Below are 26,468 nucleotides of genomic sequence, written 5' to 3' on the forward strand. Positions count from 1 at the left end.
TTCTGCGATACCGGAAAGGCCGCCCATCGAGGCGGCCTTTTTGTTTCAGGCATCCGCTTTGCGGCGTGTCGCTGAAATCAATTTCGATTTTCCGGCCAATGCGCTAAGCCGGCGGAAGTCACATCCGGGGCCGTCGCGCCATGAACATGCAGCCAGACATCGAAACACTTGAACCGGCCGCCGAAGGCGGCTCCCACCCGCTGTTCGCCGAGGTGCCGTCCTCGGTCGAGTTCAACAAATTGCGCAAGCGGCTGCTGCGGCAGACCCGCCAGGCGATCGAGGACTTCTCGATGGTGAAGCCCGGCGAGCGCTGGCTGGTGGCGCTATCTGGTGGCAAGGATTCCTACGGTCTGCTAGCCTTGCTGCTGGACATGAAATGGCGCGGGCTGCTGCCGGTCGAGTTGCTGGCCTGCAATCTCGACCAGGGCCAGCCAAATTTCCCCAAGCACATCCTGCCCGACTATCTCGACGCCAACGGCATAGCCCACCGGATCGAATACCGGGACACCTATTCGGTAGTCACCGACAAGCTCCCCGAAGGCAGCACCTATTGCTCGCTCTGCTCGCGGCTGCGGCGCGGCCATCTCTACCGGATCGCGCGCGAGGAGGGCTGTTCGGCCCTGGTCCTCGGCCATCATCGCGAGGATATTCTCGAAACCTTCTTCATGAACCTGTTCCATGGCGGCCGGCTTGCCGCCATGCCGCCAAAACTGCTCAACGACGACGGCGACGTCATGGTGTTGCGGCCGCTCAGCTACTGCGCCGAGGTCGATCTGGAGAAATTCGCCGCCGCGATGCGGTTCCCGATCATTCCCTGCGACCTCTGCGGCAGCCAGGAAGGGCTGCAGCGCAACGCCATGAAGGCGATGCTCGAAGACATCGAAAAGCGCATGCCTGGCCGCAAGGACACGATGATCCGTGCTCTGTCCAACACCAGGCCGTCGCATTTGCTCGACCGAAAGCTGTTCGATTTCGCCGCCCTCAATGAAACCCTCGCGACCAGGCAAGATATTCCCGATGACATTTGACGATACCGCGATCGACTGGCTGGCCGGCATTCTGGCCGAGGCAGCCCAAGCCGAAATCATGCCGCGCTTTCGCCGGTTGGGCAATGGCGATATCAGGCAGAAGACTTCCGCCGCAGACCTGGTGACGGAGGCCGATGTCAACGCCGAGCGGCTGATCAACGCCAGGCTGCGCGAGCGCTATCCCTCGGCCATGGTGGTGGGCGAGGAGGCCTGCTCCGACAATCCGGCGCTGCTCGACGGCTTGGGCGATGCCGAACTGGCATTCACCATCGATCCGGTGGACGGCACCTTCAATTTCGCATCCGGCGTGCCGCTGTTCGGCGTCATGCTTGCGGTCGTGGTCAGGGGCGAGACGGTCGCGGGCATCATCCATGATCCGGTGGGCAAGGATTGGCTCATCGCCGCCAGGGGTGCCGGCAGCCATATCAGGCATGCCCATGGCAGCCTGGAGAAAGTGCATGTGGCGGCACCCGTTCCGATCTCGCAAATGACCGGCGCGGTCTCCTGGCAATATCTCGACGAGCCGGAGCGCTCCCGCCTTGCGCGCAACCAGACCAAGGCACTGTCGCAGTTCGCCTATCGCTGCGCCGCGCACGAATATCGCCTGCTGGCCAGCGGGCATGCGCATTTTGTCGTCTACAACAAGCTGATGCCCTGGGATCATCTGCCGGGCGTGCTGATCCATCAGGAAGCCGGCGGCCATGCCGCGCGTGTCGACGGCAGCGCCTATCTGCCCTCGCATGTCGACGGCGGCCTGCTTGTCGCACCGGACAAGGACAGCTGGCAGGAACTGCGCCGCGAGCTGTGGGCGGAATAGGATCAATTCCTGGGGCTTGAACTGTTGGGTTGTACGGTCGAACCCTTGCGTTCTGGCGGAGGCTCTCGAATGAAACGTCGGTTCGCGGTTTTTGCGGCACTTACCTTGTTTGCGAATTGCAACGAGGCGCTCCCGCAAGAGCGCCTCTGCCGTAGCACCGATCCCATCGACACCATCAAGGAGATGTCGGACGCCATCTATGCGTGCTGGCAGCCGCCGCCAGGAACCGCGGGCATGTCCTTGACACTGCGGTTCTCGCTTCGCCGCAACGGCACGCTGATCGGCAAGCCTCGTGCCACCTATTCTGACTTGGGAACCGATTCCCAGCTCGGCCGTGCCTTCGTGGCATCCATCATCAAGGTACTCGACGACGCTCTACCGTTGCCCTTTTCAGATGGCATGGGCGGGGCGATCGCGGGGCGAATGCTTTCTCCTCGCTTCACGGCTCGCTCGAAGATACATCCTGACGCACGTCGCTTGGCCCCGGCTTGGCTTTAAGCCAAACAAAACTCAAGGCGTGTGTTGTCTCAGTGCAGATCGGTGACGTGCCCTGAAACGGGTGCGTTCTGCGGCTGGAACATCTTGCCGCGCTCGGCAATCAGGATCATCAGCAGCGCGGCAACCGAGACGCTGCAGAATCCGGCGGCCAGCGGCGTCACCGTGCCGTTGAAAGCCTGGCCGATCAGCGTGCCGAGGATGCCGCCGAGAAAAGTCTGCATGAAACCCAGGATGGACGACGCCGTTCCGGCCAATTGGCCAAGCGGCTCCATGGCCAATGCGTTGAAATTGGCGCCGAGGCAGCCAAACGGTAGCATGGCGCCGGCAAAGAAGGTGATGAACAGCCAGAGCGGCATTCTCGTTTCGAGTGAAACCACCAGCCAGGCCAGGCTGATCACCAGAAACAGCAGCAGCGCGCTTTGCGACAGGCGGCGCATGCCGACGCGGCCGACGAGGCGCGAGTTGAGATAATTGGAGAAGGCGAGCACGCCCGCGACACCGGCGAAGATGACGGGGAACATCTCGCCGACGTCGAAGACGTTGACATAGATCTGCTGCGCCGAGGCGATGAAGCCGAACATGGCGCCGAAGATGAACGTGCTGGCGAAGGCATAGCAGAGCGCGATGCGGTTGGTGAGCACGATGCGGAAGCCGCCGACAATGGAGGATACCGTCAGTTGCCGGCGGTATTCGGGATGCAGCGTCTCGGGCAGGCGCAGCAGCGACCATGCCGACACGACCAGGGCGCCGACGGCCATGGTAACGAAGATCCAATGCCAGGTAGCGAACAGCATGATGAACTGGCCGATGCCTGGTGCCACGACCGGGATGGCCATGAACACCATGAAGATCAGCGACATGACTTCGGCCATACGCCGGCCATCGAATGTATCGCGCACGATCGAGACCGCGATGACGCGCGTGGCGGCCGCGCCGATGCCTTGCACGGCGCGGCATATCAAAAGTGTTTCAAAGCTCGGCGCGATGGCGGCCGCGGCGGCCGCCGCCACATAGATGATCAGGCCGGCGACGAGCGGCGAACGGCGCCCGAACCGGTCCGAGATCGGCCCGAAGAACAGTTGGCCGCCGCCGAAACCCAGTATGTAGGCGGTGATCACATATTGCCGGTGGTTTTCGTTCTCGACACCGAGCGAGGCGCCAATCTGCTGCAGCGCCGGCAGCATGATGTCGATGGCCAGCGAATTGAGCGCCATCAGCGCGGCGCAGAGCGCGATGAACTCCCAGCGCGGAATGGGCAAGATGCTTGCCCCGGGCAAGGTGCTTGCCCCGGGCAAGGTGCTTGCCCCTTGCGGCGCTGATTTCTGCTGGTCCACGGCAAGTCCGATCTCTCAAACGAAAACGCGCCGGCGGGCCGGCGCATTGGCTCGTCCTGGTCCCGGGATCCGGGATGTAAAAAATTGCCGAGGTGGGGCCGCCCCGGTGGCCGGGGCATGTCGATATCGACATGCCCGATACTGAAGTCAGGCGGCGCCTTTGACGCTCACGCCCTTCTCCACCAGGAAGGTCTGCAATTCGCCAGCCTGGAACATTTCGCGGATGATATCGCAGCCGCCGACGAATTCGCCCTTGACGTAGAGCTGCGGGATCGTCGGCCAGTTGGAGTAGTCCTTGATGCCCTGGCGCAGCTCGGCCGAGTCCAGGACGTTCACGCCTTTGTAGTCGGCGCCGATATAGTCGAGGATCTGCACGACCTGGCCGGAAAACCCGCATTGCGGGAAGCCGGGCGTACCCTTCATGAAAAGGACGACGTCGTTGCCCTTCACTTCATTGTCGATGTAGTCGTTGATACCGCTCATGGAATATCCTTTCACGCCCGTGGGAGTCAGGCTCGAAGCATGTCTTTCAAATAAACCCATAGGTTGCCCGAAACAAGACTTTAGCCATGCCATCGCCCGAATGGCGCAAAGAATGGGCCGTTTTGGGCCAAGCGTGGCGGGTGGAAATGCCTCAGTCGGGGACGCTGGTCTGCAGCGCCAGAGCATGCAGCACGCCGCCCATATTGCCCTTCAGCGCGTCGTAAACCATCTGGTGCTGCTGGACGCGGCTTTTTCCCCGAAAGCTCTCGGCCACGACTTCGGCCGCGTAATGGTCGCCGTCGCCGGCGAGGTCGCGGATCGTCACGCGGGCATCCGGTATGCCGTCCTTGATCAGTTTTTCGATGTCGTGGGCGTCCATTGCCATTGCAGAAATTCCTGTTTCGGGAGGGCGGCGGCGCGGCGGCCCATGCGATGAGAGTCGGACAAGCCTAAAGCCTTTCCAATCCGGATTGAAGCGGTTCCGTCCGGTGTCCGTTCCGTTGGTGTTCAGGAGATGGTTTCACCCAGGCCCCTGCGCCGGCTCATCCTCGCGCATCGAGAAGGCGCGGCCAAGGCTGAAGACCAGCACGTAGAGCGGGGTGTTGACCGCCAGGTTGGCGATCGCCAGATAACTGGTCATTTGCCAGGCAGGCGAGAAGAACGGCTGGCCATAGCCTTCGCAGATGAGCGAAGAGCCATACTCCCACAAGGCCCCCAAGACGGCCGAGACGGCGAAAAGCTTGACGCAGGTGATAATGTGCCTGGCTCGCGTTGGCTCCGGCAGGAGCCGGTTCCAAAGCACCAGGCAGACGATCGGAACCGCATAGATGAGGTTCTGCAGGACCAGCATCGGAAGCGTGTCGTTGGCCGCGGCGAGAAATTCGGCGCGTGTTTCCAGCCTGGGACAAACCTCACTCGAGGTCGTCGACAGCAGGAAGAAGACGAACGGCCCGAGGCACCAGAAGAAGAACAGCGACGGCCAGAAGACGACTGCAAGCAGCGCCCGTACGGCCAGTTTCTTATGATTGAGCAGGATCTTTTCCGAAAACCGGTTTCCACTTTTCGGGATCATGCTCTCGTCAACTGGCCTGATCCATGAAACGCGGGAACCAGCTTTCATGAGCGGCGGTCAGATCGCTGACCGGGATTGCCCTGGCATCGCCGAGTTTCAGCGCGTTGCCCCCCGTCGAGCCGATCCACGGCGCGAAGATGCCCAGTTCGCCCTGCTGCTTGCGGATAGCGTCCCATTCATCGCCATGCGGATCGATCGACAGCGTCAGGAGATAGCGGCCCTGGTCTTCGCCGAACCAGACCGGGATCGGATCGGTACCGACCAGTCCGGGAACGGTCGCGCCGATGCCCGACGCCATCGCCATTTCGGCCAGCGCCACCGCGATGCCGCCGTCGGAGACGTCATGCGCCGCCGTGACGATGCCGGACGCGATCAACGAGCGTACATGGTCGCCGACGCGCTTCTCGTGCTCGAGATCGACCGGCGGCGGCGGGCCATCGCTGCGACCGTGGATATCCCTGAAATAAACCGACTGGCCAAGATGCGTTCCCCAGGAAGCCGGTGCGCCGACCAGCAGGATCATCTGGCCTTCCGCCGCAAAGCCGATCCGCGCCATCTTCGACCAGTCCGATATCAGGCCGACGCCGCCGATGGTCGGTGTCGGCAGGATGCCCTGGCCGTTGGTTTCGTTGTAGAGCGAGACGTTGCCGGACACGATCGGGAAACCAAGCGCCCGGCAGGCGTCGCCAATGCCCTTCACCGCGCCGACCAGCTGGCCCATGATCTCTGGCCGTTCGGGATTGCCGAAATTGAGATTGTCGGTGGCAGCGAGCGGCAGTGCGCCCGTAGCGGTCAAATTGCGCCAGCATTCGGCCACCGCCTGCTTGCCGCCCTCATAGGGGTCGGCTTCGCAGTAGCGCGGCGTCACGTCGGAAGAAAAGGCCAGCGCCTTGGTCGGATGTCCCTCCACGCGCACCACGCCGGCATCCCCGCCCGGAATCTGCAGCGAATTGCCCTGGATCAGCGTGTCGTACTGTTCCCACACCCAGCGACGCGAGGACAGGTCCGGTCCGCCCAGCAGCTTCAGCAGCGCATCGGCGAGGTCGGCTAGCGGGATGTCGTTGGCGGCAAGCGGCGCCGGCTTCTTGGACTCCACCCATGGACGATCGTATTCGGGAGCCTTGTCGCCGAGATCCTTGATCGGCAGGTCGGCGACTTCGTCGCCCTGGTGCCGCACGCGGAAGCGCAGATCGTCGGTGGTCTTGCCGACGATAGCGAAGTCGAGGCCCCATTTGTGGAAGATCGCCTCGGCTTCCTTTTCCTTTTCGGGGCGCAGCACCATCAGCATGCGCTCCTGGCTTTCCGACAGCATCATCTCGTAGGCGCTCATGCGCTCTTCGCGCACCGGCACCTTGTCGAGGTCGAGCTCGATGCCGAGGTCGCCCTTGGCGCCCATTTCGACCGCCGAACAGGTGAGGCCGGCCGCACCCATGTCCTGGATGGCGATCACGGCGCCCGAGGCCATCAGTTCGAGAGAGGCCTCCAACAGGCATTTTTCGGTGAAGGGGTCGCCGACCTGCACGGTCGGGCGCTTCTCGTCGATCTTGTCGTCGAATTCGGCCGAGGCCATGGTGGCGCCGCCGACGCCGTCGCGGCCGGTCTTGGCGCCGAGATAGACGACCGGCAGGCCGACGCCCTTTGCCTCGGACAGGAAGATGGCATCGGTCTTGGCAAGTCCCGCGGCAAAGGCGTTGACTAGGATGTTGCCGTTGTAGCGGGCGTCGAAATTGACCTCGCCGCCGACCGTCGGCACGCCGAAGGCATTGCCGTAGCCGCCGACGCCGGAAACCACGCCGGCGACGAGATGCCTGGTCTTGGGATGGTCGGGCGCACCGAAGCGCAGCGCGTTCATCGCCGCGATCGGTCGCGCGCCCATGGTGAAGACGTCGCGCAAGATGCCGCCAACGCCGGTCGCCGCACCCTGATAAGGCTCGATGAAGGACGGGTGGTTGTGGCTTTCCATCTTGAAGACGACGCAATCTCCGTCACCGATGTCGACCACGCCGGCATTCTCGCCCGGGCCCTGGATGACCTGCGGACCGGTGGTCGGCAAGGTGCGCAGCCATTTCTTCGAGGATTTGTAGGAGCAGTGCTCGTTCCACATCGCCGAGAAGATGCCGAGTTCGGTAAAGCTCGGTTCGCGTCCGACCAGATCCAATATGCGCTGATACTCGTCGGGCTTCAGCCCATGCGCGGCGATGAGGTCTGGTGTGATCGGCACGGAATTGGAAATGGTCATGGGCGGCGGTCTATGTCCGTGGAGCAGGGATTTTGAGTCTCCTCTTATCGCAAGCTCTGCGGCCGATACACCCGTCGGCGGAGGAAAAAGGCAGAAAGCAACAGGGTGATGACCACGACGGATCGCGCCAGACCCTTCCGTACGCGACGGAAGGCGCCCAGCCAGCTATTGGAGCTTCGCAAAGCCAAATGGGGAACGCCATGATGCCCCGGTCGTTAGGTCCCTATCACTAGGAGACAGGATCATGGCTACCAAGCAAGGCAAGAACGACAATCGCCTCTCGGACAAGGAGGCTCTCCATATAGCGGAGACCACCGACGCTTCGCCCCGGCAAGCCAAGGAATTGGCCGAGAAGCACGGTAAGGACAAGGCCGAGAAGGAAGCCAAAAACTTCAAGGCCGAAGGCTGATCCGAGTCCGGTTCAAGTCCCAGTTTCGCAAGGCGGCTTCTCGGGGCAAGCTGGGGGGCGCATGGTTCAGGAAAAGCTGTCGTAGCCTGCGCGGCCTTCGTCCAGAAGCCGCCTGATCACCGCGACGCCGCCCGCAATATCCTCGCGCCGCCTCGGCTGCGAAACACCGAAGCGCACCCCATGGAAAACCCGCTCCGAGCGCCCAGCCTTGAATTCATCCTCATCGTCGATCAGCACGCCGTGCTCCAGGCAGGCATTCTTGAAGGTGCCGGAAAGCCAGGGATCGGGCAGGGTGAGCCAGACGAATGGCACTTTGTCGTGCGACTTGAATGAGAAGCCCGCCAGACTTTCGCGCACTATGGACATGCGGGCGCTGATCTCCGCGATGCTGCGCTTGCGGATTTCGCCGGCCTGGCCGGAAAGCACCAGCCGGGCATTCACCTCCGCCAACAGGAATGGCATGCCGCCGGTCATCATCTTGTGGGCGACACGGATGCGATGGCGATAGGCGGGCGGGCAGGAGAGCCAGCCGCCACGCAGACCGGCGGCGACCGATTTCGACAGGCCGCCGGCAATGATGGTGCGTTCGGGCGCAAATTCGGCAAGCAGCGGTGTCGGGTCGTCGGTCAGATGGCCGTAGAGGTCATCCTCGATCAGGATGACGTTGTATTCACGGGCGACACGCGCGATCGCCTCGCGGCGCGCCGGCGACAAGGTCACCAAGGTCGGATTCTGCGCCGTCGGTATCAGAAATATCATCTTGGGATGCTTTTGCGCGCAAACCCGTTCGAAATCCGCCGGATCGAGGCCTTCATCGTCCGAGGCCACAAGCGCGGTGCGCCGGCCGATCAGGCCGGCGCTGCGGGAAATCTGCGAGTAGGTGAGGTGCTCGAAGGCGACATAGTCGCCCGGCGTCGTCAGGGCCGCGATCGCGGCCATCACCGCGGCATGAGTGCCGAGAGTGGGGACGATTGTATCGGCCGTCGGCCGGAAGGCGTTCCGTGACAGCCAGCGGGCGCCGGCTTCGTACCAGCGGTCCGGGAAATCGCGCGTGTAGCTCGAAATCTCATGCGGATGGTCCTGTGCGGTGCGCGACAGGACGTCGGCGACAATCGCACCCTGGCCGATGTCAGGAGCTGCCGTGCTGTCGAAACGCAGCTTGTCCTTGGGGGCATCGACAGAACGAGTGCCTTCGACGCTTGTGTCGGGGGCCTCTGGCTTTGTAACGCCAATGTTCTCGCCCAGCACATAGGTGCCCCGTCCGACCTCGCCACTGACGAGGCCGCGCTCACGCAGCAATTGATAGGCCCGGCCGACCGTGCCAACCGTGGCACCGATGTCGTAGGCGAGGTCGCGCTGTGGCGGCAGCTTTGCCCCGGCGCCGATCACGCCCCGGTCGATATCCGCTTCGATGGAATCCGCGAGCCGTTGATACAGCGGACCTGAACCCGTGAGATCTGGAATCCAATTTGTCATGGTGACAATTTTCTATATTGCACCGTTTTGGGAGTCAATACATATCAATGGCGCGCTAATAAGGGTGCAATTGATATTCTGGCAGAAAGAAAATGGATACAATCGGAACATTCCACCACTCGAGAACCGAATTACTCGGCCAGCCTGCTCGCCCGTCCGGGCAGCGCGGCTTCGTCGGCCGGCTTGTGCGAGTGGTCAGGTCGCTGGCGAAATGGATCGACCATCTGCTGGAACGCCGGCGCGGCCGGCTGGCACTGCTGGAGATGACCGACGATCAACTCAAGGACATCGGCCTCTCGCGCTGCGACGCTCACCGCGAGGGCATCAAGCGGCTCTGGGAATAGCACCCGGCCTATCGGGCGCCTTTGCTCCTGAGGCGCTTGATGCCGTGATCGACGAAAACGGCGACGACGCATATCGCCACGAACAGCGCGGTGATGGCGAGCGCCGCTACAGTGACGCTCTCGACGCCGTTCCTGGCGATATCGAGGAAGGGGTAGGGCACCTCGCCCGCCAGCGGCGCCCGGGCCAGCGCATAGGCCAGATAGGCGATGGGATAGACAACCCACCAGGAGATGTCGCTCCATCTCGTTCTGCCGTCGGCGCCTGATATCAGCCACCACAGGACAAACAGCACCGGTGTCACATAGTGCAGCAGGACGTCGCAAAGCAGGAACAGGCCTTGTGGCTGCCAGAGCCGCGCCAGCACGGTGGCATAGACAATGAAGACCAGAGTGATCGAAACCGCGACGCCCGCGCGCATCCGTGGTCCGGCAAAGGCCGGCAGCCAAGCATAGCCGCTGGATGACAACAGCGAGGTGTGGACCAGCACGGCGCCAATGTTGGTCAGGATGGTGAAGAAGCTGAAATAGAACACGATCGAGCCGAGCAGGCTGCGGCCCGCTTCCATCGACGCCGGAATGGTGATCGAGAACTGCAGGGCGAGCGCTATCAGGCCAACAACCAACCCTGCGGTCTGCAGGAACCGGCCCATGGCTGGCTCAGGCTGTGGCTGCGCAGGCCGGATTGCCGGCCTGCCAGCGCGCGACATCCGAGCTGATGCGTGCGCCAAGCGGGTCGTTCATCAACGGTCCGAAGACGTCGACATGGCTTGAATTCCCCTGCGCCTGCACGACCAGCAAGGGTTTGCCGCCATAGTGCTTGGCCGGCACCAGCAGGAAGCGCGGCTGGCCGCTGAACGAGTTCAACTCATTGGCCATCTGATACTGCTTGAAGGCTGGATCCTTGCTGGCGATCCAGCATTTGTGAGCCGATATCGCCACCTGTTCCATCGCCAGCAGCGCCGCACTTTTGCCCGACGGCACGGGCGTGCTCTTGGGGCTCGACTGGCACGATGCCAAGGCAAAGCCTGACGCGGCGATCAGGGCGATCGTCCTGTTCTTGATCAAGCGGCACCCATTTCGAGTTCGGACGGAAAGATCTTCAAGCCGTCGGTCATCTCGCCCCATACCCTGGACAATGCGGGATGCTGCGAGGCGATCTGCTGATAGGCATCGAATTTGGGATAGGCGTCGAGCAGGTCGTGGCGGCCTGTCATGGCGCGGAAATTGTTGAGGATGAACCGTGTCGGCGTCAGCCAGGCATCTGCAAGGGTGATGTCGTTGCCGAGCGCGAAGGGGCCTTGCGCCATGCGTGCCTCGATGGCCGCCAGCCCATGGTGGAGACGGGCGAACTGGGCGTCGATCTCGGCAGTGTTGCGCTTCGGCACGAAATGCAGCTCGAAAAGCTTCATCGTCGGCGTCAGTACATCGAGATCGGTGATGCGCGCGAACATGCGCACCAGCGCGCGGTCCTTCGAGTCGGGCGGCAACAGCGCCGGTTCGGGAAACCGTTCTTCGAGATATTCGGCGATGACCACCGATTCGACGATCGTTTCGCCCGAGCCGGTGATCAGAACCGGAATCCGGTTCATCGGCGATATGGCGCGAAACTCCTCGGGGATCGGAAAACCCGGCGGCGGCGCGATGATCTTGAGCGGCACGTCCTTGATATAGGCCAGTGCCCGCACGATCGACGAGTAGGGCGACAACGGCCGCGAATAGAGTTTCATGACCGTCTCTCCCTCACGCTATGATTTTGAACTGCCGCAATTCTTAAGGTTGCGGTTGCAAACTTCAAGCGGCAACGCCCAAGGCGCCTTCGAACAGCGCCCTGCCGTCATTGCCGCCATGCGCCGTCTCTATCAGATTCTCGGGATGCGGCATCAGGCCAAGCACATTGCCTTGTTCACTGACGATGCCGGCAATGTCGTTGATCGAGCCGTTCGGATTGGTGCCTTCGGCATAGCGGAACACCACCTGGCCTTCGCCTTCGAGACGGGCAAGCGTGTCGGCGTCGGCAAAGTAATTGCCGTCATGATGCGCCACCGGCGAGCGGATGATCTGGCCCGGCTGGTAGCGGCGGGTGAACATGGTGTTGGCGTTGGCGATTTCGAGCTTGACCTGCCGGCAGACGAACTTCAGCGAGGTGTTGCGCATCAGCGCGCCGGGCAGCAGTCCCGCCTCGACCAGGATCTGGAACCCGTTGCAGACGCCGATCACCATCACGCCCTTGGCCGCCTTTTCGGCGACCGCCCGCATCACCGGCATGCGTGCCGCGATCGCGCCGCAGCGCAGATAGTCACCGAAGGAGAAGCCGCCCGGAATGGCGATCAGGTCGACATCGGGGATTTCGGTGTCGGTCTGCCACACGGTTGCCGGCGCCTGTCCGGAAATCTTGGTCAGCGCCGCGATCATGTCGCGGTCTCGGTTGAGGCCAGGGAGAAGGACGACGGCTGATTTCATTTTGGTTCGTAAGGCCTCTGAGCTTCGGCAAGTTCGCGCAGGTCGAGACGGCGTTCTATGCGTTCAAGTCGATCATCCTGGCGGGCGAGAATGCCATAGATGTTATGGATGTCACTTTGCGTTGCCACCATGTGACCCCGCATAACACTCAATTCCCGTTTCGTCTCGGAAACGTCCTGACGAAGCTCACCAATTTCGTGATGCACGCGCTTCAGCAGCTCGAACATCAACTCATTCGTGACTTCCGGCATGCTGCCTCCGACACAACCTCAGGTAAGCGTCACACTATAATTCTCAATCACCGTATTCGCCAGCAGCTTGTCGCACATGGCTTTCAGGTCCGCTTCGGCCTTGGCCTTGTCGCTTTCCGCCAGTTCGACGTCGAACACCTTGCCCTGCCGCACCGCTCCGACGCCTTCGAAGCCCAGTCCCGACAGCGCGTGTTCGATTGCCTTGCCTTGCGGGTCGAGAACGCCGTTCTTGAGGGTGACGGTAATGCGGGCCTTGATCACGCTGGACGTGCTCCTGTTCTGAATATCGGGTTGCAAGCCGCTGTCAGTGCGGCTTGCCTTTGAGGCCGTCGGTCGAGGCGACCAGCACCGGACCGGTGGGACGCGGCGGCTCGTTCTCGTTCATGATGCCGAGGCGGCGGGCGACTTCCTGATAGGCCTCGACGAGGCCACCCATGTCGCGGCGGAAACGGTCCTTGTCGAGCTTGTCCTGCGTCGCCACGTCCCACAGGCGGCAGGAGTCCGGCGAAATCTCGTCGGCCACGACGATGCGCATCATGTCGCCCTCGAACAGGCGGCCGCACTCGATCTTGAAGTCGACGAGCTGGATTCCGACGCCCATGAACAAGCCGGAGAGGAAATCGTTGACGCGGATGGCGAGCGCCATGACGTCATCGATCTCCTGAGGGCTTGCCCAGCCGAACGCCGTGATGTGCTCTTCCGAAACCATCGGATCGTCGAGCGCGTCGGCCTTGTAGTAGAATTCGATGATCGAGCGCGGCAGGACGGTGCCTTCCTCGATGCCGAGGCGCTTGGACAGCGAACCGGCGGCGACATTGCGCACCACCACTTCGAGCGGGATGATCTCGACTTCCTTGATCAACTGCTCGCGCATGTTGAGCCGGCGGATGAAGTGGGTCGGAATGCCCATGCGGTTCAAATGGTTGAATATGTATTCGGAAATGCGGTTGTTGAGCACGCCCTTGCCGTCGATGACCTCGTGCTTCTTCTTGTTGAACGCGGTTGCGTCGTCCTTGAAGAACTGGATCAGCGTGCCCGGCTCGGGTCCTTCATAGAGGATCTTGGCCTTGCCTTCATAAATGCGGCGGCGATTTTTCATTTGAATTTTTCTCTGGATTTGCGGGCAGGCGGCAAGCGAACCACTTCCTGCCCGTCCGCCTGAATTAATGCGGCGACGGTGACGTTCAATGCCGGGTCTATCCCAATCACACCGTTTGCTCAATCGGCAAATCCTTCCAATCAACCGCTTTCGGGACTGAAATGCCGCAGCGCAGCATATGACGAAGCATATTGACCGGCCCGCGACCTTTTGGTTTGTGCTTCGGTAACACACATATTCACCCGCCAACGAATCGGATTTGACCCGGAGGGACGCCATGAGCAGCATGAAAGACCGCGAAGAGGGCTTCGAGCGCAAATTTGCACTCGACGAAGAGCTTCGGTTCAAGGCCTCGGCGCGGCGCAACAAGGCGCTTGGTTTGTGGGCCGCCGAAAAGCTCGGAAAATCCGGCCCTGACGCCGACGCCTACGCCAGGGAAGTCGTTGTTTCCGACATCGAGGAAGCCGGGGACCATGACGTGTTCCGCAAGATCCGCAAGGATTTCGACGCTGCGGGCGTCGACCAGTCCGATCACCAGATCCGCCGCACCATGGACGAACTGATGGCGCAGGCGATCGAGCAGATCAGGAACACCTGATCCGGCCTCTTACTGGACCAATCGACCGCCCGGCCGACCCGGGCGGTTTTTCTTTGCCTTTGCGGCGGTTTCCGGCTGAAACTGCCGGCGTTAACAAGGAAGAGATTAGATGTCCCTGAAGTCCCGTCTTGCCGCCGATGAAACACTGGTCACCGCCTGGTCGGGCGTGCCGGATGCCCTGACCGTGGAGATCCTCGCCAGGCAGGACTTCGATGCGGTCACACTCGACATGCAGCATGGCGGCCATCACGAGGACAGCGTCCTGCGCGGCCTGGCACCGGTACTGGCTGTGGGCAAGCCGGCGCTGGTGCGCATTCCCGTTGGCCGTTTCGACATGGCCAGCCGGGCTCTCGATTTCGGCGCCGAAGCGGTCATTGCGCCGATGGTCAACTCGGTGGCCGATGCGAAGCTGTTCGCCGCAGCCATGAAATATCCGCCGCTCGGCGAGCGCTCGTGGGGCCCGACCTATGCCTTCCCCCGCCATGGCAAGGGCGACTATGCCGAATGGCTGCGTGACACCAATCAGCGTACCATGGCGTTTGCGATGGTCGAGACGCGCGCCGCGCTCGATGCGCTCGACGGCATCCTCGATACGCCGGGCATCGACGGCATTTTCCTCGGGCCATCCGATTTCTCGATCGCCTGGACCAACGGCGCCACGGTCAATTCCACGCTGGAAAGCATGATGGAGACAGTGGCCTCGGTTGCCGAGCGCACCCGCAAGGCCGGCAAGCATGCGGCGATCTACGTCGTCGAACCGGCTATCGCCGGCCGCGTCGTGTCGATGGGCTACCGCCTGCTCGCCACGGGCTCCGAGCATGCGCTGATTTCGCTGGGAGCAAAGACCTTGCTCAAGGGCATCAAGGATTCGATTGGCGCCTGACGCCAGAGCAATTCCAGGAAAAGCGCGTGGCGCTTTCCCTAGGGAATTGCGTGAAAACAAAGAGTTAGAGCGGGTCGGCGATTCTATCAAGCGCTGAACCGCTCTAAGCCTTCAGGTCCGTCAGGAACTTGGCGAAGGTCATCGATCCCTCGGGCCAGGGGCCAAAACCTGAATCCTCGCTGAGATGACCGGTCTCGCCGGCGTCGATGAACAGCGAGCCCCAGGCGCCGGCGATGTCCTCGGCTACCTCGAAGGGGCAAAAGGGATCGTTGCGGCTGGCGATCACGATCGACGGAAACGGCAGCGGCTCGCGCGGATAAGGGCCGAAGGTCATCAGATGCCTCGGTTTGATCGTGGGGTTGGCGACGTCGGGCGGCGCCACGAAGAAGGCGCCGGCGACCGGCTTTTGAAATTGTGGAATGGCCTGTACGGCCGCGGCCACTCCCAGTGAATGGGCGACGAGAACGACAGCTCTCTGCGCCTCGTTGACCGCCTTGGCCACGCTCGCCGTCCAGTCCTCGCGCACCGGCTTCGACCACTCCGCCTGTTCCACGCGTCGCGCCGTCGACAGCTTCGATTGCCAGCGAGTCTGCCAATGCTCGGGTCCGGAATTGGTGTATCCGGGGATGATCAGAATATCTGCGTCTTTGACTTTCATGGCGCTGAGATAGCGAGGGCGATTGTCTGATGCAACCGTTGATGGACGCGCCCTGCGCTCGCAATGGTGAACACCATGTTCGCTTTTCGGTCTCTTGTGTGAACGATGGCGATCGACGATGTCTGTTGGGAAAGAAACAGCCGTGGAGGACCGGGATTTTGGCGCTGACACGACGTACAATGATCGGCGGCGCCGGGCTCCTGGCTTTGGGAACTTCGCGAAACGTTGCCGCAACGGAGACAATGATGAGCGAACTGCCATTTGCCGCCACCACGCCGGTGAGCGTCGCCCGGGTCGGGCTGAAGGCGCGTGATGCCGAAAGCCTCGCGGCCTATTACCGACGGGTTGTCGGCCTGCAGGAACTGAGCCGTGCCGATGGCGCGATCACCCTGGGCGCAGCCGACCGTCCGCTGCTGGTGCTTGAACCGGACGTGTCCGCCAAGCCAGACGATCCGCGCAGCGCCGGCCTCTTCCACACGGCATTCCTCCTGCCCAGCCGCGCCGATCTCGGCCGCTGGATCAACCACGCCATCGCAGACAAGATCGCCATCGAGGGGGCTTCGGACCATCTGGTCAGCGAAGCGCTGTACCTGACCGATCCCGAGGGCAACGGCATCGAGATCTATGCCGACCGCCGCCCGCAGGACTGGAAATGGAACAGCGACAAGATCGCCATGGCGACCGAGCGGATGAACATTCCTTCTGTCGTTGCCGAAGTGCCGGCCGGCGACGCGGGCTGGCAAGGAGCGCCGGAAAACAGCATTGTCGGCCACGTCCATCTGCGCGTCGGCAGGCCGGAAGAGGCGGAAGCCTGGTGGAACCAGGAGTTCGGGTTCGACACGGTGGCCAAATATGGCGGCCAGGCGGTGTTCCTGTCGTCAGGCCATTACCATCACCACATCGGCGCCAATGCCTGGCAGAGCGCCGGCGCTGGCCGCCGCGACCCGTCCCGCTCCGGCCTTGCCTGGGTCGAGATGCGTTCGGACAATGTGAGCAGCGCAACGACCCGTGAGGACCCCTGGGGCACGGTGATCAGGACCGTGCCTGGGAAGGCTTGATTGGGCGTCAACACAGCTTCTTTCTCCCCGTCGCTATACGGGGAGAAATGCCCGGCAGGGCAATGAGGGGCGGCGCCGAGGTTGCAAGGTTGTCGTTTCTGACACAATGCGATGAGTAGCTTTAACCGCCGAAGTTGGCGCTGCCCATCATCCGCCTGCCGGCACCTTCTCCCCGTAAACGGGGAGAAGGAAAGCTCACGCCGCTCCAAACACCCGCTTGAAGATCGTGTCGACGTGCTTGGTGTGGTAGCCCAGGTCGAATTTCTCGCGGATTTGCGCCTCCGGCAGCGCGGCTGTCACTTCCTTGTCGGCAAGAAGTTCCTCAAGGAAATCAGCGCCTTGTTCCCATACTTTCATGGCGTTGCGCTGCACCAGCCGGTAGGAGTCCTCGCGCGACAGGCCAGCCTGCGTCAGCGCCAGCATCACGCGCTGGGAATGCACCAGGCCGCGGAATTTGTTCATGTTGTTCAGCATGTTCTCGGGATAGACGACCAGCTTGTCGACGACGCTGGTCAGGCGTGACAGCGCGAAATCGAGCGTCACGGTGGCGTCCGGGCCGATCATGCGCTCGACCGAGGAGTGCGAGATGTCGCGCTCATGCCAGAGCGCCACGTTCTCCATCGCCGGCAGCGCCATGGAACGCACCATGCGGGCAAGGCCGGTGAGGTTTTCGGTCAGCACCGGGTTGCGCTTGTGCGGCATCGCCGACGAGCCTTTCTGGCCCGGCGAAAAATACTCTTCCGCTTCCAGCACTTCGGTGCGCTGCAGGTGCCGGACCTCGATCGCCAGTCGCTCGATCGAGGAGGCGATGACGCCGAGCGTGGCGAAGAACATGGCGTGGCGGTCGCGCGGGATCACTTGTGTCGATACCGGTTCCGGCTTCAGTCCCAGCTTTTGAGCCACATGTTCCTCGACATAGGGCTCGATGTTGGCGAACGTGCCGACCGCCCCTGAAATCGCACAGGTGGCGATGTCCTCGCGCGCGTGCACCAGCCGCTCGCGGCAGCGCGAGAATTCGGCATAGGCCTGCGCCAGCTTGATGCCGAAGGTGGTCGGCTCGGCATGGATGCCGTGGCTGCGGCCGATGGTGACGGTGTCCTTGTGCTCGAAGGCGCGGCGCTTGAGTGCGGCAAGCAACGCATCGATGTCGGCGAGCAGGATGTCGCTGGCGCGGGTGAGTTGCACCGCAAAGCAGGTGTCGAGCACGTCCGAGGACGTCATGCCTTGATGGATGAAGCGCGCGTCGGGTCCGACGAATTCGGCAAGATGGGTGAGGAAGGCGATGACGTCATGCTTGGTGACGCGCTCGATCGCGTCGATCTTCTCGACGTCGAATTCCGCCGCGCTTCCCTTTTCCCAGATGGTTTTGGCCGCTTCCTTGGGGATAACGCCCAGTTCGGCCAGCGCATCGCAGGCATGGGCCTCGATTTCGAACCAGATGCGAAACCGGGTTTCGGGCGACCAGATGGCGACCATTTCCGGCCGGGAGTAGCGAGGGATCATACGGATTGATTTCCAGCTTCGCGTTGCGTTGGCCGCGTCCTAACAGAGGCGGGCAAAATGCTCAACGTTGCTGCCGCGCAAACAGAGGCTGGCCAAGCGGAAATAGAAATCAAAACGTCGTGCGGACCACAGCCGATGCATCCAATCCGCTCGCCATTTGTTATTGTCGGCAGTCCCAATGGCAACCACCCCAATGGAGAACCTGACATGACCGACACCAGCAAAATTCGTGAGCACATGGAAGTCGTCGGCGCCGATGGCGTGCATATCGGAACCGTCGACAAGGTCGATGGCCAGCGCATCAAGCTGACCAAGGCCGACAGCGGCGAGGGCGCTCACAAAGGCCATCACCACTATATTTCCCTGGCCCTGGTTGCCGAGGTCGACGGCAAGAAGGTGTGGCTGTCCGCGAATTCCGATGTCGCGGTGACGTTCGAGGAAGAGAAATCCGATCCGATTTGATCGAAGGCTTCAGCCGAGGCGCGATGACCAGACGGGAAACAGATCGTTGCCGGCTGGCGTCGCGGCAAACACGCCACGGCTGATGGCGCGCGCCATGGTGGCGCCAGCGGCGGCGTAGAGATCGACTGCGGCGTCAGCGGTGAGTTCGATCCCACTCCTGCCGGTCGCCAGGGCGAACACCAAGTCGCCATCGGCCGGCGTATGCGTCGGCCAGATAGCCCGCACGAAGCCGTCATGCGCCGAAATCGCCAGGCGTTTCGCCGCGGCCTTGGTGAGGATCGCGTCCGTGGCGATGACGGCGATGGTCGTGTTGCCGCCCGTTTCCATCTGCCGCCCGTGATCCTTGTCGCGGTATTTCAGCAAGATCCGCTTCGCGTCTTCGGGCATGGGCGAGGGATAACCGAGCCCGCCGAATTCATCGCCGATTTCGAAGGGTGCCGCCCAGAAATGGCGGGTGCGGCCGACGGTCACCGAGCCGGTCGGGTTGACGGCGGCCAGCGCACCGATGGTGACGCCATTGTCGAGCAGTGTCGAGGCGGACCCCAGGCCGCCCTTCAGGCCCGAAGTCAGCGCACCGGTACCGGCGCCGGCCGTGCCAAGTTGGAAATCGACGGCCGCAGCTTGTACCGACTCGTAGCCGAGGTCGCGATAGGGTGGATAACGGCCCCAGTCCTTGTCGCCGCCATTGCGCAGGTCGAACAGGATTGCCGCCGGCACGATCGGCACCCGGAAGCCGCTGACCTCGAAGCCGATGCCGCGTTCGCGCAGCGCGGCCTGCACGCCGGACGCAGCATCGAGGCCGAAAGCCGAACCGCCCGACAGCACGACGGCATGGATTGTCTCGATAGCATTGTGCGGTTCCAGCAGATCCGTCTCGCGTGTGCCTGGCGCGCCCCCAAGGATTTGCACACCCGCCACCGCCGGCTCGTCGCAAAGGACAGTCGTCACGCCGGATTTCAGCCTGGCATCGGAAGCATTGCCGACGCGCAGGCCGGCAACGTCTGATATGAGGTTGCGCGGGCCTGTACGGAACATCAGTTGTTTTCCAAGGGCACGAAGCGGGTGCCGTCGAAGCGGAAGACACGGTAGGGGCTCTGGCTGAGGTCGCCCTTGGCGTCGAATCGGACCGGCCCGATCGCCGTGGTGAAATCATGCCCGGTGAGTGCGTCGGTCAGCGGCTTACCGGAGCTTGCGGTGTCCACCGCCGCTGCCTTGGCGATCTCGACCGCCGCATAGGCCGGCAAGGCGTAGCCATCCGGCACGATTTTTTGCGCGGAGAAGCTCTCCAAAACTTTTGGGTCGGCGACATCGGCCCATTCGGGCGGCGCGATCATCAGCGTGCCCGTTGCATAAGGAATGTCGCCGGGCGGCGTGCGCAGGTTTTCACCGCCGGCAAGAACGATGCCCGTCTGGAGTTGGGCGGCATCGCGCCCCATGATGGCGATGTCGTCGCCGTCGCCTCCGACAAAGACATGCGTAGCGCCGGCCTTTTTCAGCCGCCCGACCAGGCCGATCTGGTTGTCGAGTTGCGGCCGGAACGTGTCGACGAAGACCGGTTTCAGCGCTGCCTGCTCCGCCGCTGCGCGAAATGTCTCGGCGATTTCGCGGCCATAGATGGTGCCGTCATCGATGATGGCGAACAATTCGTCACGCCACAGCCGGGTGAGGTTGGAGGCGACAGCGTTGCGCTCGTCATCGCCACGCGGCCCGAGGCGATAGACCGGCCAGCCCGTCTTGGCGCGGCGGTCGGTCAGGCTTTCGGTTCGCACGCCGACGGTGATGACCGGAATGCTGGCGTCCTTCAGGACAGGCATCGCCGCTTCGATCGCCTGCGTGCAGAGGAAGCCGATCACGACGTTGACCTTGGCTGCCACGAACTCCCTGGCCGCCGCGCCGCCGCCGTCGCCGGTGCAGGCGTCATCCACGGTCTTGATCTGGATGCCGTTCGCCTCTGCCGCCAGCCGGGCGCCGGCCTCGATCTGCCTGCCGAGAATGGCTGATGGCCCCGACAGGGGCGCGGCGACGCCGATCGTGAGCGTCTGGGCGCCGGCGGCACCGGTCAGCAACAGCCAGGCCAGTGCGATGGATATCGTTGCCCCGGATCGCATCCTGCCGAACCGTCCTCCAAGCCCGCGACACGCGCGCAGCGCCAATTCCCGCCAAGACCTAAAGGCTGTCCGGCCTTGGTGCAACACGCGAATTCGGGATATGGGCCAAGCACTTCGCTTGTGGCATGTGATGTCTGGCCATATATGTCAGGCGAACAATGGCCATGGAAAACTTCCGGTGCTGAAGAAGAATGATATTGGACCGCAGGCCTATCGCGACGCGATGAGCCATTTTGCCGGTCACGTCCATGTGGTGACCACCGACGGACCCGCCGGCAAGCGTGGCGCGACGGTGATCGCGGCCTGTTCGGTGTCGGACACGCCACCGACCATCCTGGTTTGCCTCAACCGTGAAAACCCCAAGAACGAGCCGTTCGTGAAGAACGGCAAATTTGCCTTGAACACGCTGGCTTCGCACCAGGAGCCACTGTCGATTGGATTCTCCGGTATGACTGGGTTGCCGGTCGAAGAGCGCTTCGCGCTCGGCGAATGGGACGTGATTTCCACCGGCGCGCCGACGCTGAAGGGCGCACTCGCCGTATTCGACTGCGAGCTGATCGACACCAAGGACCTTGCCACCCATCGTGTGCTTTTTGGCAAGGTGACAGGCTTGCGCATGGGCGATAATTTGCGGCCGCTGATCTATCACGCGCGCGGCTACCACATCCTGGAAAGTGGGGCGGTCGCACCCACGGAGAAAGAATGAGCGACTTGAAACCGCGCGCCGTGCCGCGGACGATCGACGAGACGCTCGATCTGCTGACCGGCGCGGACTATGTCGCGGACCGGTCGCTGGCAACGGTGCTTTTCCTGTCGCTGCGCATGAGACGGCCGCTTTTCCTCGAAGGCGAGGCCGGCGTCGGCAAGACCGAGATCGCCAAGGTGTTGGCCGAGGCGCTTGGCCGCCGGCTCATCCGCCTGCAGTGCTATGAAGGGCTTGACGTCTCCTCGGCCGTCTATGAATGGAATTACGCCGCACAGATGATCGAAATCCGCATGGAGGAGGCTGCCGGCAAGGTCGAGCGCTCCGCCATGGAACGCAATGTGTTCTCCGAAAAATACTTGATCCGCCGGCCGGTGCTCGATGCGCTGACCGGCAAGACGGGCGCGGCCCCGGTCTTCCTCATCGACGAGCTCGACCGCACCGACGAGGCGTTCGAAGCTTTCCTGCTCGAAATCCTCTCCGACTTCCAGGTGACGGTGCCTGAACTCGGCACGATCAAGGCGGAAGAGCCGCCAATCGTCATCATCACCACCAACCGCACCCGTGAGATCCACGACGCGCTGAAGCGGCGCTGCCTCTATCACTGGGTCGACTATCCCAATGCGGAACGCGAGCTGGAGATCGTGCGCCGCAAGGTGCCTCGGGCCAACCAGCGGCTTTCGGCCGAAGTGGTGTCCTTCATCCAGAAGCTGCGCCAGCTCGAGCTGTTCAAGATGCCGGGCGTCGCCGAGACCATCGACTGGGCCGGTGCACTGACCGAACTCGACAAGGTGGCGCTGGATCCGGAGACCGTGTCCGACACGATCGGCGTGCTGCTAAAATACCAGGACGACATTGCCCGCATCGGTGCGGGTGAGGGCCGGCGCATCCTCGACGAGGTCAAGGCCGAGCTCGCGGCGGCGGAGTAGCGGTAATGGAGACGTCGCGTCCCGACCCCAGAGAGGCGACCGAGGACGGCCGGATCGCCGACAACATCGTCTATTTTGCCCGCACCTTGCGCAAGGCCGGTATGCGGGTCGGGCCGGCCTCGGTCAAGGACGCGATCGAGGCGGTGCTCGTCGCCGGCATCGGCTCACGCGATGATTTCTACTGGACGCTGCACGCCGTTCTGGTGTCCAGGCACGAGGATCACCCGACCTTCGACGAAGCCTTCAGGCTGTTCTGGAAATCGCGCGAACTGATCGAAAAGCTGCTGGGGATGTTTTCGCCGGTGGCGCCTGACGTCAGGCAGAAGCAGAAGCCGCGCGCGGCCGAAAACCGCGTCAGCCAGGCGATGTTCGAGGGTCATCAGAAGAACCAGACGCCTCAGGAAATCCCGGAGATCGAGGTCGATGCCCGCTTCACGTTCTCCGGCAACGAGGTGTTGCGGGGCAAGGATTTCGCGCAGATGAACGCTGCCGAGATGGCCGATGCCAAGAAGGCTATCGCCGAGCTGCGATTGCCTTTCGACATGGTGCGGACGAGGCGGTTCAAGGTCGATGCACACGGCCGCCGCATCGATCCACGTGCCATGATGCGCTCGGCGGCGCGCACCGGCGGTGAATTGATCCTGCCGAAATTCCGCTCGGTCCGCGAAACACACCCGCCGCTGGTGGTACTGGCAGACATTTCCGGTTCGATGAGCCAGTACACGCGCATCTTCCTGCATTTCCTGCACGCGCTGACGGAAAAGCGCCGGCGCGTGCACGCCTTCGTCTTCGGCACGCGGTTGACCAATTTGACCCGGCAGATGCGCCACCGCGATCCCGATGCCGCCCTTGCCGATTGCTCGGCGGCGGTCAAGGACTGGTCGGGCGGCACGCGCATCGGCAATACGCTGGCCGAGTTCAACCTTGTATGGTCGCGACGCGTGCTGGGACAGGGCGCGCTGGTGCTTCTGATTACCGACGGACTGGAGCGCGACGATGTCGTGGGCTTGTCGGAAGAGATGGAGCGGCTGCACAAATCCTGCAGGCGGCTGATCTGGCTGAATCCGTTGTTGCGCTTCGATGGTTTTCAGGCGCGCGCCCGGGGCGTCAAGGCGATGCTGCCGCATGTCGACGAATTCCGCTCGGTGCACAATCTCGACGCGCTCGCCGATCTCTGCGCCTCGCTCGACAAGAAATCGGCGCTTTCGGTCGATCCGCGGCGGTGGATGGGTGCTGGCGCGAGGCACGCCGCATAGCCATATGTTTCCCGAACCCTGGAAAAACAGATCCTGAAAGAAGCAACGATGAGCGACAGCATTTATCTCGATGAGGCCCGCGACCCGCTGATCATCGCGGAAGCCTGGATGAAGGACGGCAAGGATGTCGCTATCGCGACCGTGGTCGAGACCTGGGGTTCGGCGCCACGCCCCGTCGGCAGCCACCTTGTCATCGATGCCGATGGCAATTTCCATGGTTCCGTTTCGGGTGGCTGCGTCGAGGGTGCCGTCGTGACCGAGGCGGTCGACGTCATCGGCTCCGGCAAGGCCAGAATGCTCGAGTTCGGAGTTGCCGACGAGACGGCCTGGCAGGTGGGCCTGTCCTGTGGCGGCCGCATCAAGGTTTATGTCGAGCGATTGGGCTGACCTCGGATGGATCCCTATGCGCTGAAAACGCTCAATGCCGAACGACGCGCCCGCCGCGCGGCGATCCTCGTCACCGATCTCGGTGATGGTCGCGGTCGTATCGTGCGGGAGGGCGATCAGGTCGCCGGTGATCTCGGAGCGGCGATCGCTAGGGCATTTCGATCCGGCAATTCCGGCTCCGTCGAAGCGGAAGGACGGACCTTCTTTCTCAATGCGCATCTGCCGCAGCCGCGCCTGGTAGTGATCGGCGCCGTGCATATCAGTCAGGCGCTCGCGCCGATGGCCCGGATCGCCGGCTATCCGCTGGAGATCATCGATCCGCGCACTGCCTTCGCCACACCGGACCGGTTTCCCGACGTCGCCTTGCATGCCGACTGGCCGCAGGACGTGCTGCAGCGCCAGCCGCTCGACAGTTACACCGCGCTCGCCGCCGTCACTCATGACCCGAAGATCGATGATTTCGCGCTGAAGGCGGCACTCGACGCCAACTGTTTCTATATCGGGGCGCTCGGCAGCCGAAAGACGCATGCAAAGCGCGTCGAGCGTCTGCTGGCGCTGGGCGCGAGTGCCGACCAGATCGCGCGTATCCACGCGCCGATCGGGCTGGACATCGGGGCGGCAAGCCCGGCCGAGATCGCCGTCGCCATTCTCGCGCAGACCATCCTTGCCTTCCGCTCGCGCGGCCTGGATGCGAAAGGCGCGGCGGCGTGAAATTCGGTCCGATCCCGATCGAGGCGGCCGAGGGGGCGGTGCTGGCCCATGCCACCACCGCCGGCGAAAAGCGGTTTCGCAAGGCGCACAGGCTGAGCGCCGAAGATGTCTCCATACTCAAAAGGGCCGGTATCTCGCAAGTCGTCGCGGCCGTGCTGGCTCCGGACGATCTCGGTGAGGATGCCGCGGCGCAAAGAATTGCGCAGAGCATGACCTTTGGGGGCATCGAGGCGAAGCCTGCCGCCACCGGTCGGGTCAATCTCCACGCCAGGGCGGCAGGTATCTTCACGGTCAATGCCGCTGTCATCGACGCCATCAATGCCGTCGATCCCGCCATCACCATCGCCACACTGGCCCGGCACGCGCCGGTCGAGAAGGGCCAGATGGTCGCGACGGTGAAGATCATTCCCTTCGCGGTCTCTTCCGCACTGGTCGACGCCGTGATGAAAATCTGCGCCGGCGGAGAAATCTTTGCCGTCAACGCCTTTCGGCCAGTGCGTGTCGGTGTCATCCAGACAGTGCTGCCGGGCACTAAACCTGGTGTGCTCGACAAGACGTTGCGCGTCACCGAAGCCAGGCTGGCGCGCTCGGGCGGCAGGCTGACGGCGGAGCGCCGCACGCCGCATGAGATTGGCCCTGTCGCCGAGGCGGCCATCGCGCTGGCGCGCGACAACGACATGGTGATCATCTTCGGGGCTTCGGCCATGAGCGATTTCGCCGACGTCGTTCCGGCGGCGATCGGGAGAGCCGGGGGGACTGTCATCCGCGCGGGCATGCCGGTCGATCCCGGCAATCTGCTGGTGCTCGGCACACTCGGCGGCAAGCGCGTCATCGGCGCGCCTGGCTGCGCCCGCAGCCCCAAGGAGAACGGCTTCGACTGGGTGCTCGACCGGTTGATTGCCGGCCTCGATGTCACCGCGCGCGACATCGCCGGCATGGGCGTCGGCGGCCTGCTGATGGAGATACCGACGCGGCCGCAGCCGCGCGAGCCGCTGCCGGCCAAAAACCGGCTCAAGGTCGCGATCGTGCTTCTGGCGGCGGGCCGGTCGAGCCGCATGGGCGGACCGAACAAGCTGATGGCGTTGTTCGACGGCCAACCGCTGGTGCGCCGCACCACCGAACGCGCGCTCGCCTCGAAGGCTTCGGGCACGATCGTCGTCACCGGCCATCAGCGCGAGCGGGTGCGCGCGGCCTTGTCTGGCCTCGACGTCACCTTCGCCGACAATCCCGACTTTGCCGATGGCCTGTCCACGTCCCTGAAGGCCGGAATTGCCTATCTGCCGCAAGACGTCGCCGGTGCAATGATCGTTCTTGGAGACATGCCCGGCGTGGCGCCTGGCGACCTCGACCGGCTGATCGATGCGTTCCGCGCGGCCGGAGGCAATTCCGTGGTTCGCGCCTCGCATGAAGGCAAACGCGGCAATCCGGTGCTCCTGCCGCGCTCGTTGTTCGCGGCCGTCGCCCATCTCGAAGGCGATACCGGCGCACGCCATCTGGTCGAGGCCGAGGGGCTCGATGTCATCGATGTCGAGATCGGCGAGGGCGCGTCCGTCGATGTCGACACCCGAGAGGCGCTCGAAGGCGCGGGCGGTGTGCTGCAGGATTGACAAACCCGGCCTGTATTCCGCATGCCTTCGGTATGGCATTCCCTTTCTTGCTTCGCCGCCGCCTACCCCCCTCTGGCCTGCCGGACATCTCCCCC

At 63.1% G+C, this 26,468-nt stretch carries 32 protein-coding genes; 15 read left to right on the forward strand and 17 right to left on the reverse strand.

Annotated elements, in window-relative coordinates:
* Window positions 1-140 precede the first annotated feature (140 nt).
* From ttcA to LB536_RS14970, 3 genes are all read left to right on the forward strand, one after another.
* Window positions 141-1,028, forward strand: coding sequence for a tRNA 2-thiocytidine(32) synthetase TtcA (ttcA, locus tag LB536_RS14960; protein ID WP_224593776.1), 888 nt, complete (start codon window positions 141-143; stop codon window positions 1,026-1,028).
* Entirely contained in the window at window positions 1,018-1,845 is an 828-nt protein-coding gene (locus tag LB536_RS14965; protein ID WP_224593777.1) for an inositol monophosphatase family protein, read from the forward strand. Before ttcA ends, LB536_RS14965 begins: the two co-directional genes overlap by 11 nt.
* Window positions 1,846-1,914: 69 nt before the next feature.
* A complete protein-coding gene (locus LB536_RS14970) occupies window positions 1,915-2,343 on the forward strand; it encodes a hypothetical protein (protein WP_224593778.1) in 429 nt (142 codons plus the stop codon).
* A 29-nt stretch (window positions 2,344-2,372) separates the two neighbouring features.
* On the opposite strand, the gene LB536_RS14975 is transcribed toward LB536_RS14970, so the two are convergent.
* The 5 genes from LB536_RS14975 to purL all read right to left on the reverse strand — a co-directional run bounded on the left by LB536_RS14975 (window position 2,373) and on the right by purL (window position 7,471).
* Window positions 2,373-3,677 (reverse strand): multidrug effflux MFS transporter, encoded by a 1,305-nt coding sequence (locus tag LB536_RS14975; protein ID WP_411966549.1) that lies wholly within the window; start codon window positions 3,675-3,677, stop codon window positions 2,373-2,375.
* Window positions 3,678-3,824: 147 nt separating this feature from the next.
* Complete coding sequence (grxD, locus tag LB536_RS14980; protein WP_013895877.1) at window positions 3,825-4,160, reverse strand: Grx4 family monothiol glutaredoxin; 336 nt, start codon at window positions 4,158-4,160, stop codon at window positions 3,825-3,827.
* Between the two features lie 151 nt (window positions 4,161-4,311).
* Window positions 4,312-4,545 carry a BolA/IbaG family iron-sulfur metabolism protein gene (locus LB536_RS14985; RefSeq protein ID WP_015318146.1) on the reverse strand — a complete coding sequence of 78 codons (234 nt, stop codon included), beginning with the start codon at window positions 4,543-4,545 and terminating at the stop codon, window positions 4,312-4,314.
* A 135-nt stretch (window positions 4,546-4,680) separates the two neighbouring features.
* Window positions 4,681-5,232: a hypothetical protein gene (locus LB536_RS14990; protein ID WP_224593779.1), complete on the reverse strand. Its 552-nt coding sequence runs from the start codon at window positions 5,230-5,232 to the stop codon at window positions 4,681-4,683.
* A 7-nt stretch (window positions 5,233-5,239) separates the two neighbouring features.
* Window positions 5,240-7,471, reverse strand: a complete 2,232-nt coding sequence (gene purL, locus LB536_RS14995; RefSeq protein ID WP_224593780.1) for a phosphoribosylformylglycinamidine synthase subunit PurL — start codon at window positions 7,469-7,471, stop codon at window positions 5,240-5,242.
* 244 nt (window positions 7,472-7,715) lie between these two features.
* On the opposite strand from purL, the gene LB536_RS15000 reads away from it, so the two are divergent.
* Complete coding sequence (locus LB536_RS15000; RefSeq protein ID WP_181178252.1) at window positions 7,716-7,880, forward strand: hypothetical protein; 165 nt, start codon at window positions 7,716-7,718, stop codon at window positions 7,878-7,880.
* A gap of 66 nt (window positions 7,881-7,946) precedes the next feature.
* Here the strand turns inward: LB536_RS15000 and LB536_RS15005 are convergent, their stop codons facing one another.
* On the reverse strand, window positions 7,947-9,356 hold the full coding sequence (locus LB536_RS15005) for a PLP-dependent aminotransferase family protein (protein ID WP_224593781.1): 1,410 nt from the start codon (window positions 9,354-9,356) through the stop codon (window positions 7,947-7,949).
* Between the two features lie 92 nt (window positions 9,357-9,448).
* Here LB536_RS15005 and LB536_RS15010 point away from each other — a divergent pair, with 92 nt between their 5' ends.
* On the forward strand, window positions 9,449-9,700 hold the full coding sequence (locus tag LB536_RS15010; RefSeq protein WP_224593783.1) for a DUF1127 domain-containing protein: 252 nt from the start codon (window positions 9,449-9,451) through the stop codon (window positions 9,698-9,700).
* Window positions 9,701-9,708: 8 nt separating this feature from the next.
* Here the strand turns inward: LB536_RS15010 and LB536_RS15015 are convergent, their stop codons facing one another.
* The 7 genes from LB536_RS15015 to purC form a co-directional block, all read right to left on the reverse strand.
* A complete protein-coding gene (locus LB536_RS15015; protein ID WP_224593797.1) occupies window positions 9,709-10,350 on the reverse strand; it encodes a Pr6Pr family membrane protein in 642 nt (213 codons plus the stop codon).
* 7 nt (window positions 10,351-10,357) lie between these two features.
* Window positions 10,358-10,765 (reverse strand): hypothetical protein, encoded by a 408-nt coding sequence (locus LB536_RS15020; protein WP_140812886.1) that lies wholly within the window; start codon window positions 10,763-10,765, stop codon window positions 10,358-10,360.
* Entirely contained in the window at window positions 10,762-11,427 is a 666-nt protein-coding gene (locus LB536_RS15025; protein WP_224593800.1) for a glutathione S-transferase family protein, read from the reverse strand. Before LB536_RS15025 ends, LB536_RS15020 begins: the two co-directional genes overlap by 4 nt.
* 64 nt (window positions 11,428-11,491) lie before the next feature.
* Window positions 11,492-12,160: a phosphoribosylformylglycinamidine synthase subunit PurQ gene (gene purQ / locus LB536_RS15030; protein WP_224593803.1), complete on the reverse strand. Its 669-nt coding sequence runs from the start codon at window positions 12,158-12,160 to the stop codon at window positions 11,492-11,494.
* Window positions 12,157-12,411 (reverse strand): hypothetical protein, encoded by a 255-nt coding sequence (locus LB536_RS15035; protein ID WP_224593806.1) that lies wholly within the window; start codon window positions 12,409-12,411, stop codon window positions 12,157-12,159. The genes purQ and LB536_RS15035 overlap by 4 nt, the downstream gene beginning before the upstream one ends.
* A gap of 18 nt (window positions 12,412-12,429) precedes the next feature.
* A complete protein-coding gene (gene purS / locus LB536_RS15040) occupies window positions 12,430-12,672 on the reverse strand; it encodes a phosphoribosylformylglycinamidine synthase subunit PurS (RefSeq protein ID WP_140755162.1) in 243 nt (80 codons plus the stop codon).
* Window positions 12,673-12,715: 43 nt separating this feature from the next.
* A complete protein-coding gene (gene purC / locus LB536_RS15045) occupies window positions 12,716-13,510 on the reverse strand; it encodes a phosphoribosylaminoimidazolesuccinocarboxamide synthase (protein ID WP_013532127.1) in 795 nt (264 codons plus the stop codon).
* A gap of 277 nt (window positions 13,511-13,787) precedes the next feature.
* Here purC and LB536_RS15050 point away from each other — a divergent pair, with 277 nt between their 5' ends.
* Window positions 13,788-14,108 carry a DUF1476 domain-containing protein gene (locus LB536_RS15050; RefSeq protein WP_224593809.1) on the forward strand — a complete coding sequence of 107 codons (321 nt, stop codon included), beginning with the start codon at window positions 13,788-13,790 and terminating at the stop codon, window positions 14,106-14,108.
* A gap of 109 nt (window positions 14,109-14,217) precedes the next feature.
* The gene (locus LB536_RS15055; protein ID WP_224593812.1) at window positions 14,218-14,991 is read left to right on the forward strand and encodes an HpcH/HpaI aldolase family protein; all 774 of its coding nucleotides are present in this window, start codon (window positions 14,218-14,220) and stop codon (window positions 14,989-14,991) included.
* Between the two features lie 103 nt (window positions 14,992-15,094).
* On the opposite strand, the gene LB536_RS15060 is transcribed toward LB536_RS15055, so the two are convergent.
* A complete protein-coding gene (locus LB536_RS15060) occupies window positions 15,095-15,649 on the reverse strand; it encodes an RBBP9/YdeN family alpha/beta hydrolase (RefSeq protein ID WP_224593815.1) in 555 nt (184 codons plus the stop codon).
* Window positions 15,650-15,894: 245 nt separating this feature from the next.
* Here LB536_RS15060 and LB536_RS15065 point away from each other — a divergent pair, with 245 nt between their 5' ends.
* Window positions 15,895-16,707, forward strand: coding sequence for a VOC family protein (locus LB536_RS15065; RefSeq protein ID WP_140812880.1), 813 nt, complete (start codon window positions 15,895-15,897; stop codon window positions 16,705-16,707).
* 195 nt (window positions 16,708-16,902) lie between these two features.
* On the opposite strand, the gene purB is transcribed toward LB536_RS15065, so the two are convergent.
* A complete protein-coding gene (gene purB / locus LB536_RS15070; RefSeq protein WP_224593818.1) occupies window positions 16,903-18,210 on the reverse strand; it encodes an adenylosuccinate lyase in 1,308 nt (435 codons plus the stop codon).
* Between the two features lie 207 nt (window positions 18,211-18,417).
* Between purB and LB536_RS15075 the strand changes: the two genes are divergently transcribed.
* Window positions 18,418-18,672: a DUF2171 domain-containing protein gene (locus LB536_RS15075; RefSeq protein WP_140812878.1), complete on the forward strand. Its 255-nt coding sequence runs from the start codon at window positions 18,418-18,420 to the stop codon at window positions 18,670-18,672.
* A 9-nt stretch (window positions 18,673-18,681) separates the two neighbouring features.
* On the opposite strand, the gene LB536_RS15080 is transcribed toward LB536_RS15075, so the two are convergent.
* Together LB536_RS15080 and LB536_RS15085 are read right to left on the reverse strand one after the other, a co-directional pair.
* A complete protein-coding gene (locus LB536_RS15080) occupies window positions 18,682-19,707 on the reverse strand; it encodes a P1 family peptidase (protein WP_224593821.1) in 1,026 nt (341 codons plus the stop codon).
* Window positions 19,707-20,780: a branched-chain amino acid ABC transporter substrate-binding protein gene (locus LB536_RS15085; protein WP_224593823.1), complete on the reverse strand. Its 1,074-nt coding sequence runs from the start codon at window positions 20,778-20,780 to the stop codon at window positions 19,707-19,709. The genes LB536_RS15080 and LB536_RS15085 overlap by 1 nt, the downstream gene beginning before the upstream one ends.
* Before the next feature lie 178 nt (window positions 20,781-20,958).
* Here LB536_RS15085 and LB536_RS15090 point away from each other — a divergent pair, with 178 nt between their 5' ends.
* Genes LB536_RS15090 through LB536_RS15115 form a run of 6 tightly spaced genes read left to right on the forward strand, consistent with a single transcriptional unit; the run spans window position 20,959 to window position 26,373 of the window.
* Window positions 20,959-21,486: a flavin reductase gene (locus tag LB536_RS15090; protein ID WP_224593949.1), complete on the forward strand. Its 528-nt coding sequence runs from the start codon at window positions 20,959-20,961 to the stop codon at window positions 21,484-21,486.
* Entirely contained in the window at window positions 21,483-22,412 is a 930-nt protein-coding gene (locus LB536_RS15095; RefSeq protein WP_224593824.1) for an AAA family ATPase, read from the forward strand. Before LB536_RS15090 ends, LB536_RS15095 begins: the two co-directional genes overlap by 4 nt.
* A gap of 5 nt (window positions 22,413-22,417) precedes the next feature.
* Window positions 22,418-23,668, forward strand: coding sequence for a vWA domain-containing protein (locus LB536_RS15100; RefSeq protein WP_224593825.1), 1,251 nt, complete (start codon window positions 22,418-22,420; stop codon window positions 23,666-23,668).
* A 48-nt stretch (window positions 23,669-23,716) separates the two neighbouring features.
* Window positions 23,717-24,055 (forward strand): XdhC family protein, encoded by a 339-nt coding sequence (locus LB536_RS15105; protein WP_127280086.1) that lies wholly within the window; start codon window positions 23,717-23,719, stop codon window positions 24,053-24,055.
* Window positions 24,056-24,061: 6 nt separating this feature from the next.
* A complete protein-coding gene (locus LB536_RS15110) occupies window positions 24,062-24,766 on the forward strand; it encodes an XdhC family protein (RefSeq protein ID WP_140755140.1) in 705 nt (234 codons plus the stop codon).
* On the forward strand, window positions 24,763-26,373 hold the full coding sequence (locus tag LB536_RS15115) for an NTP transferase domain-containing protein (RefSeq protein WP_224593833.1): 1,611 nt from the start codon (window positions 24,763-24,765) through the stop codon (window positions 26,371-26,373). Before LB536_RS15110 ends, LB536_RS15115 begins: the two co-directional genes overlap by 4 nt.
* Window positions 26,374-26,468 lie beyond the last annotated feature (95 nt).

The sequence above is a fragment of the Mesorhizobium sp. ES1-3 genome, assembly GCF_020164795.1.
GTDB lineage: Bacteria > Pseudomonadota > Alphaproteobacteria > Rhizobiales > Rhizobiaceae > Mesorhizobium.

What these genes read in the sequence shown, in the direction of transcription:
- grxD (WP_013895877.1), bottom strand. Translation starts at nt 4,160, where the DNA reads ATGAGCGGTATCAACGACTACATCGACAATGAAGTGAAGGGCAACGAC.
- LB536_RS15075 (WP_140812878.1), top strand. Translation starts at nt 18,418, where the DNA reads ATGACCGACACCAGCAAAATTCGTGAGCACATGGAAGTCGTCGGCGCC.
- ttcA (WP_224593776.1), top strand. Translation starts at nt 141, where the DNA reads ATGAACATGCAGCCAGACATCGAAACACTTGAACCGGCCGCCGAAGGC.
- purQ (WP_224593803.1), bottom strand. Translation starts at nt 12,160, where the DNA reads ATGAAATCAGCCGTCGTCCTTCTCCCTGGCCTCAACCGAGACCGCGAC.
- LB536_RS14970 (WP_224593778.1), top strand. Translation starts at nt 1,915, where the DNA reads ATGAAACGTCGGTTCGCGGTTTTTGCGGCACTTACCTTGTTTGCGAAT.
- LB536_RS15035 (WP_224593806.1), bottom strand. Translation starts at nt 12,411, where the DNA reads ATGCCGGAAGTCACGAATGAGTTGATGTTCGAGCTGCTGAAGCGCGTG.
- purL (WP_224593780.1), bottom strand. Translation starts at nt 7,471, where the DNA reads ATGACCATTTCCAATTCCGTGCCGATCACACCAGACCTCATCGCCGCG.
- LB536_RS15050 (WP_224593809.1), top strand. Translation starts at nt 13,788, where the DNA reads ATGAGCAGCATGAAAGACCGCGAAGAGGGCTTCGAGCGCAAATTTGCA.
- LB536_RS15055 (WP_224593812.1), top strand. Translation starts at nt 14,218, where the DNA reads ATGTCCCTGAAGTCCCGTCTTGCCGCCGATGAAACACTGGTCACCGCC.
- LB536_RS15100 (WP_224593825.1), top strand. Translation starts at nt 22,418, where the DNA reads ATGGAGACGTCGCGTCCCGACCCCAGAGAGGCGACCGAGGACGGCCGG.
- LB536_RS14965 (WP_224593777.1), top strand. Translation starts at nt 1,018, where the DNA reads ATGACATTTGACGATACCGCGATCGACTGGCTGGCCGGCATTCTGGCC.
- LB536_RS15105 (WP_127280086.1), top strand. Translation starts at nt 23,717, where the DNA reads ATGAGCGACAGCATTTATCTCGATGAGGCCCGCGACCCGCTGATCATC.
- purB (WP_224593818.1), bottom strand. Translation starts at nt 18,210, where the DNA reads ATGATCCCTCGCTACTCCCGGCCGGAAATGGTCGCCATCTGGTCGCCC.
- LB536_RS15000 (WP_181178252.1), top strand. Translation starts at nt 7,716, where the DNA reads ATGGCTACCAAGCAAGGCAAGAACGACAATCGCCTCTCGGACAAGGAG.
- LB536_RS15095 (WP_224593824.1), top strand. Translation starts at nt 21,483, where the DNA reads ATGAGCGACTTGAAACCGCGCGCCGTGCCGCGGACGATCGACGAGACG.
- LB536_RS15005 (WP_224593781.1), bottom strand. Translation starts at nt 9,356, where the DNA reads ATGACAAATTGGATTCCAGATCTCACGGGTTCAGGTCCGCTGTATCAA.
- LB536_RS15065 (WP_140812880.1), top strand. Translation starts at nt 15,895, where the DNA reads ATGAGCGAACTGCCATTTGCCGCCACCACGCCGGTGAGCGTCGCCCGG.
- LB536_RS14985 (WP_015318146.1), bottom strand. Translation starts at nt 4,545, where the DNA reads ATGGCAATGGACGCCCACGACATCGAAAAACTGATCAAGGACGGCATA.
- purC (WP_013532127.1), bottom strand. Translation starts at nt 13,510, where the DNA reads ATGAAAAATCGCCGCCGCATTTATGAAGGCAAGGCCAAGATCCTCTAT.
- LB536_RS15080 (WP_224593821.1), bottom strand. Translation starts at nt 19,707, where the DNA reads ATGTTCCGTACAGGCCCGCGCAACCTCATATCAGACGTTGCCGGCCTG.
- LB536_RS15085 (WP_224593823.1), bottom strand. Translation starts at nt 20,780, where the DNA reads ATGCGATCCGGGGCAACGATATCCATCGCACTGGCCTGGCTGTTGCTG.
- LB536_RS14990 (WP_224593779.1), bottom strand. Translation starts at nt 5,232, where the DNA reads ATGATCCCGAAAAGTGGAAACCGGTTTTCGGAAAAGATCCTGCTCAAT.
- LB536_RS15025 (WP_224593800.1), bottom strand. Translation starts at nt 11,427, where the DNA reads ATGAAACTCTATTCGCGGCCGTTGTCGCCCTACTCGTCGATCGTGCGG.
- LB536_RS15110 (WP_140755140.1), top strand. Translation starts at nt 24,062, where the DNA reads ATGGATCCCTATGCGCTGAAAACGCTCAATGCCGAACGACGCGCCCGC.
- LB536_RS15015 (WP_224593797.1), bottom strand. Translation starts at nt 10,350, where the DNA reads ATGGGCCGGTTCCTGCAGACCGCAGGGTTGGTTGTTGGCCTGATAGCG.
- LB536_RS15010 (WP_224593783.1), top strand. Translation starts at nt 9,449, where the DNA reads ATGGATACAATCGGAACATTCCACCACTCGAGAACCGAATTACTCGGC.
- LB536_RS15060 (WP_224593815.1), bottom strand. Translation starts at nt 15,649, where the DNA reads ATGAAAGTCAAAGACGCAGATATTCTGATCATCCCCGGATACACCAAT.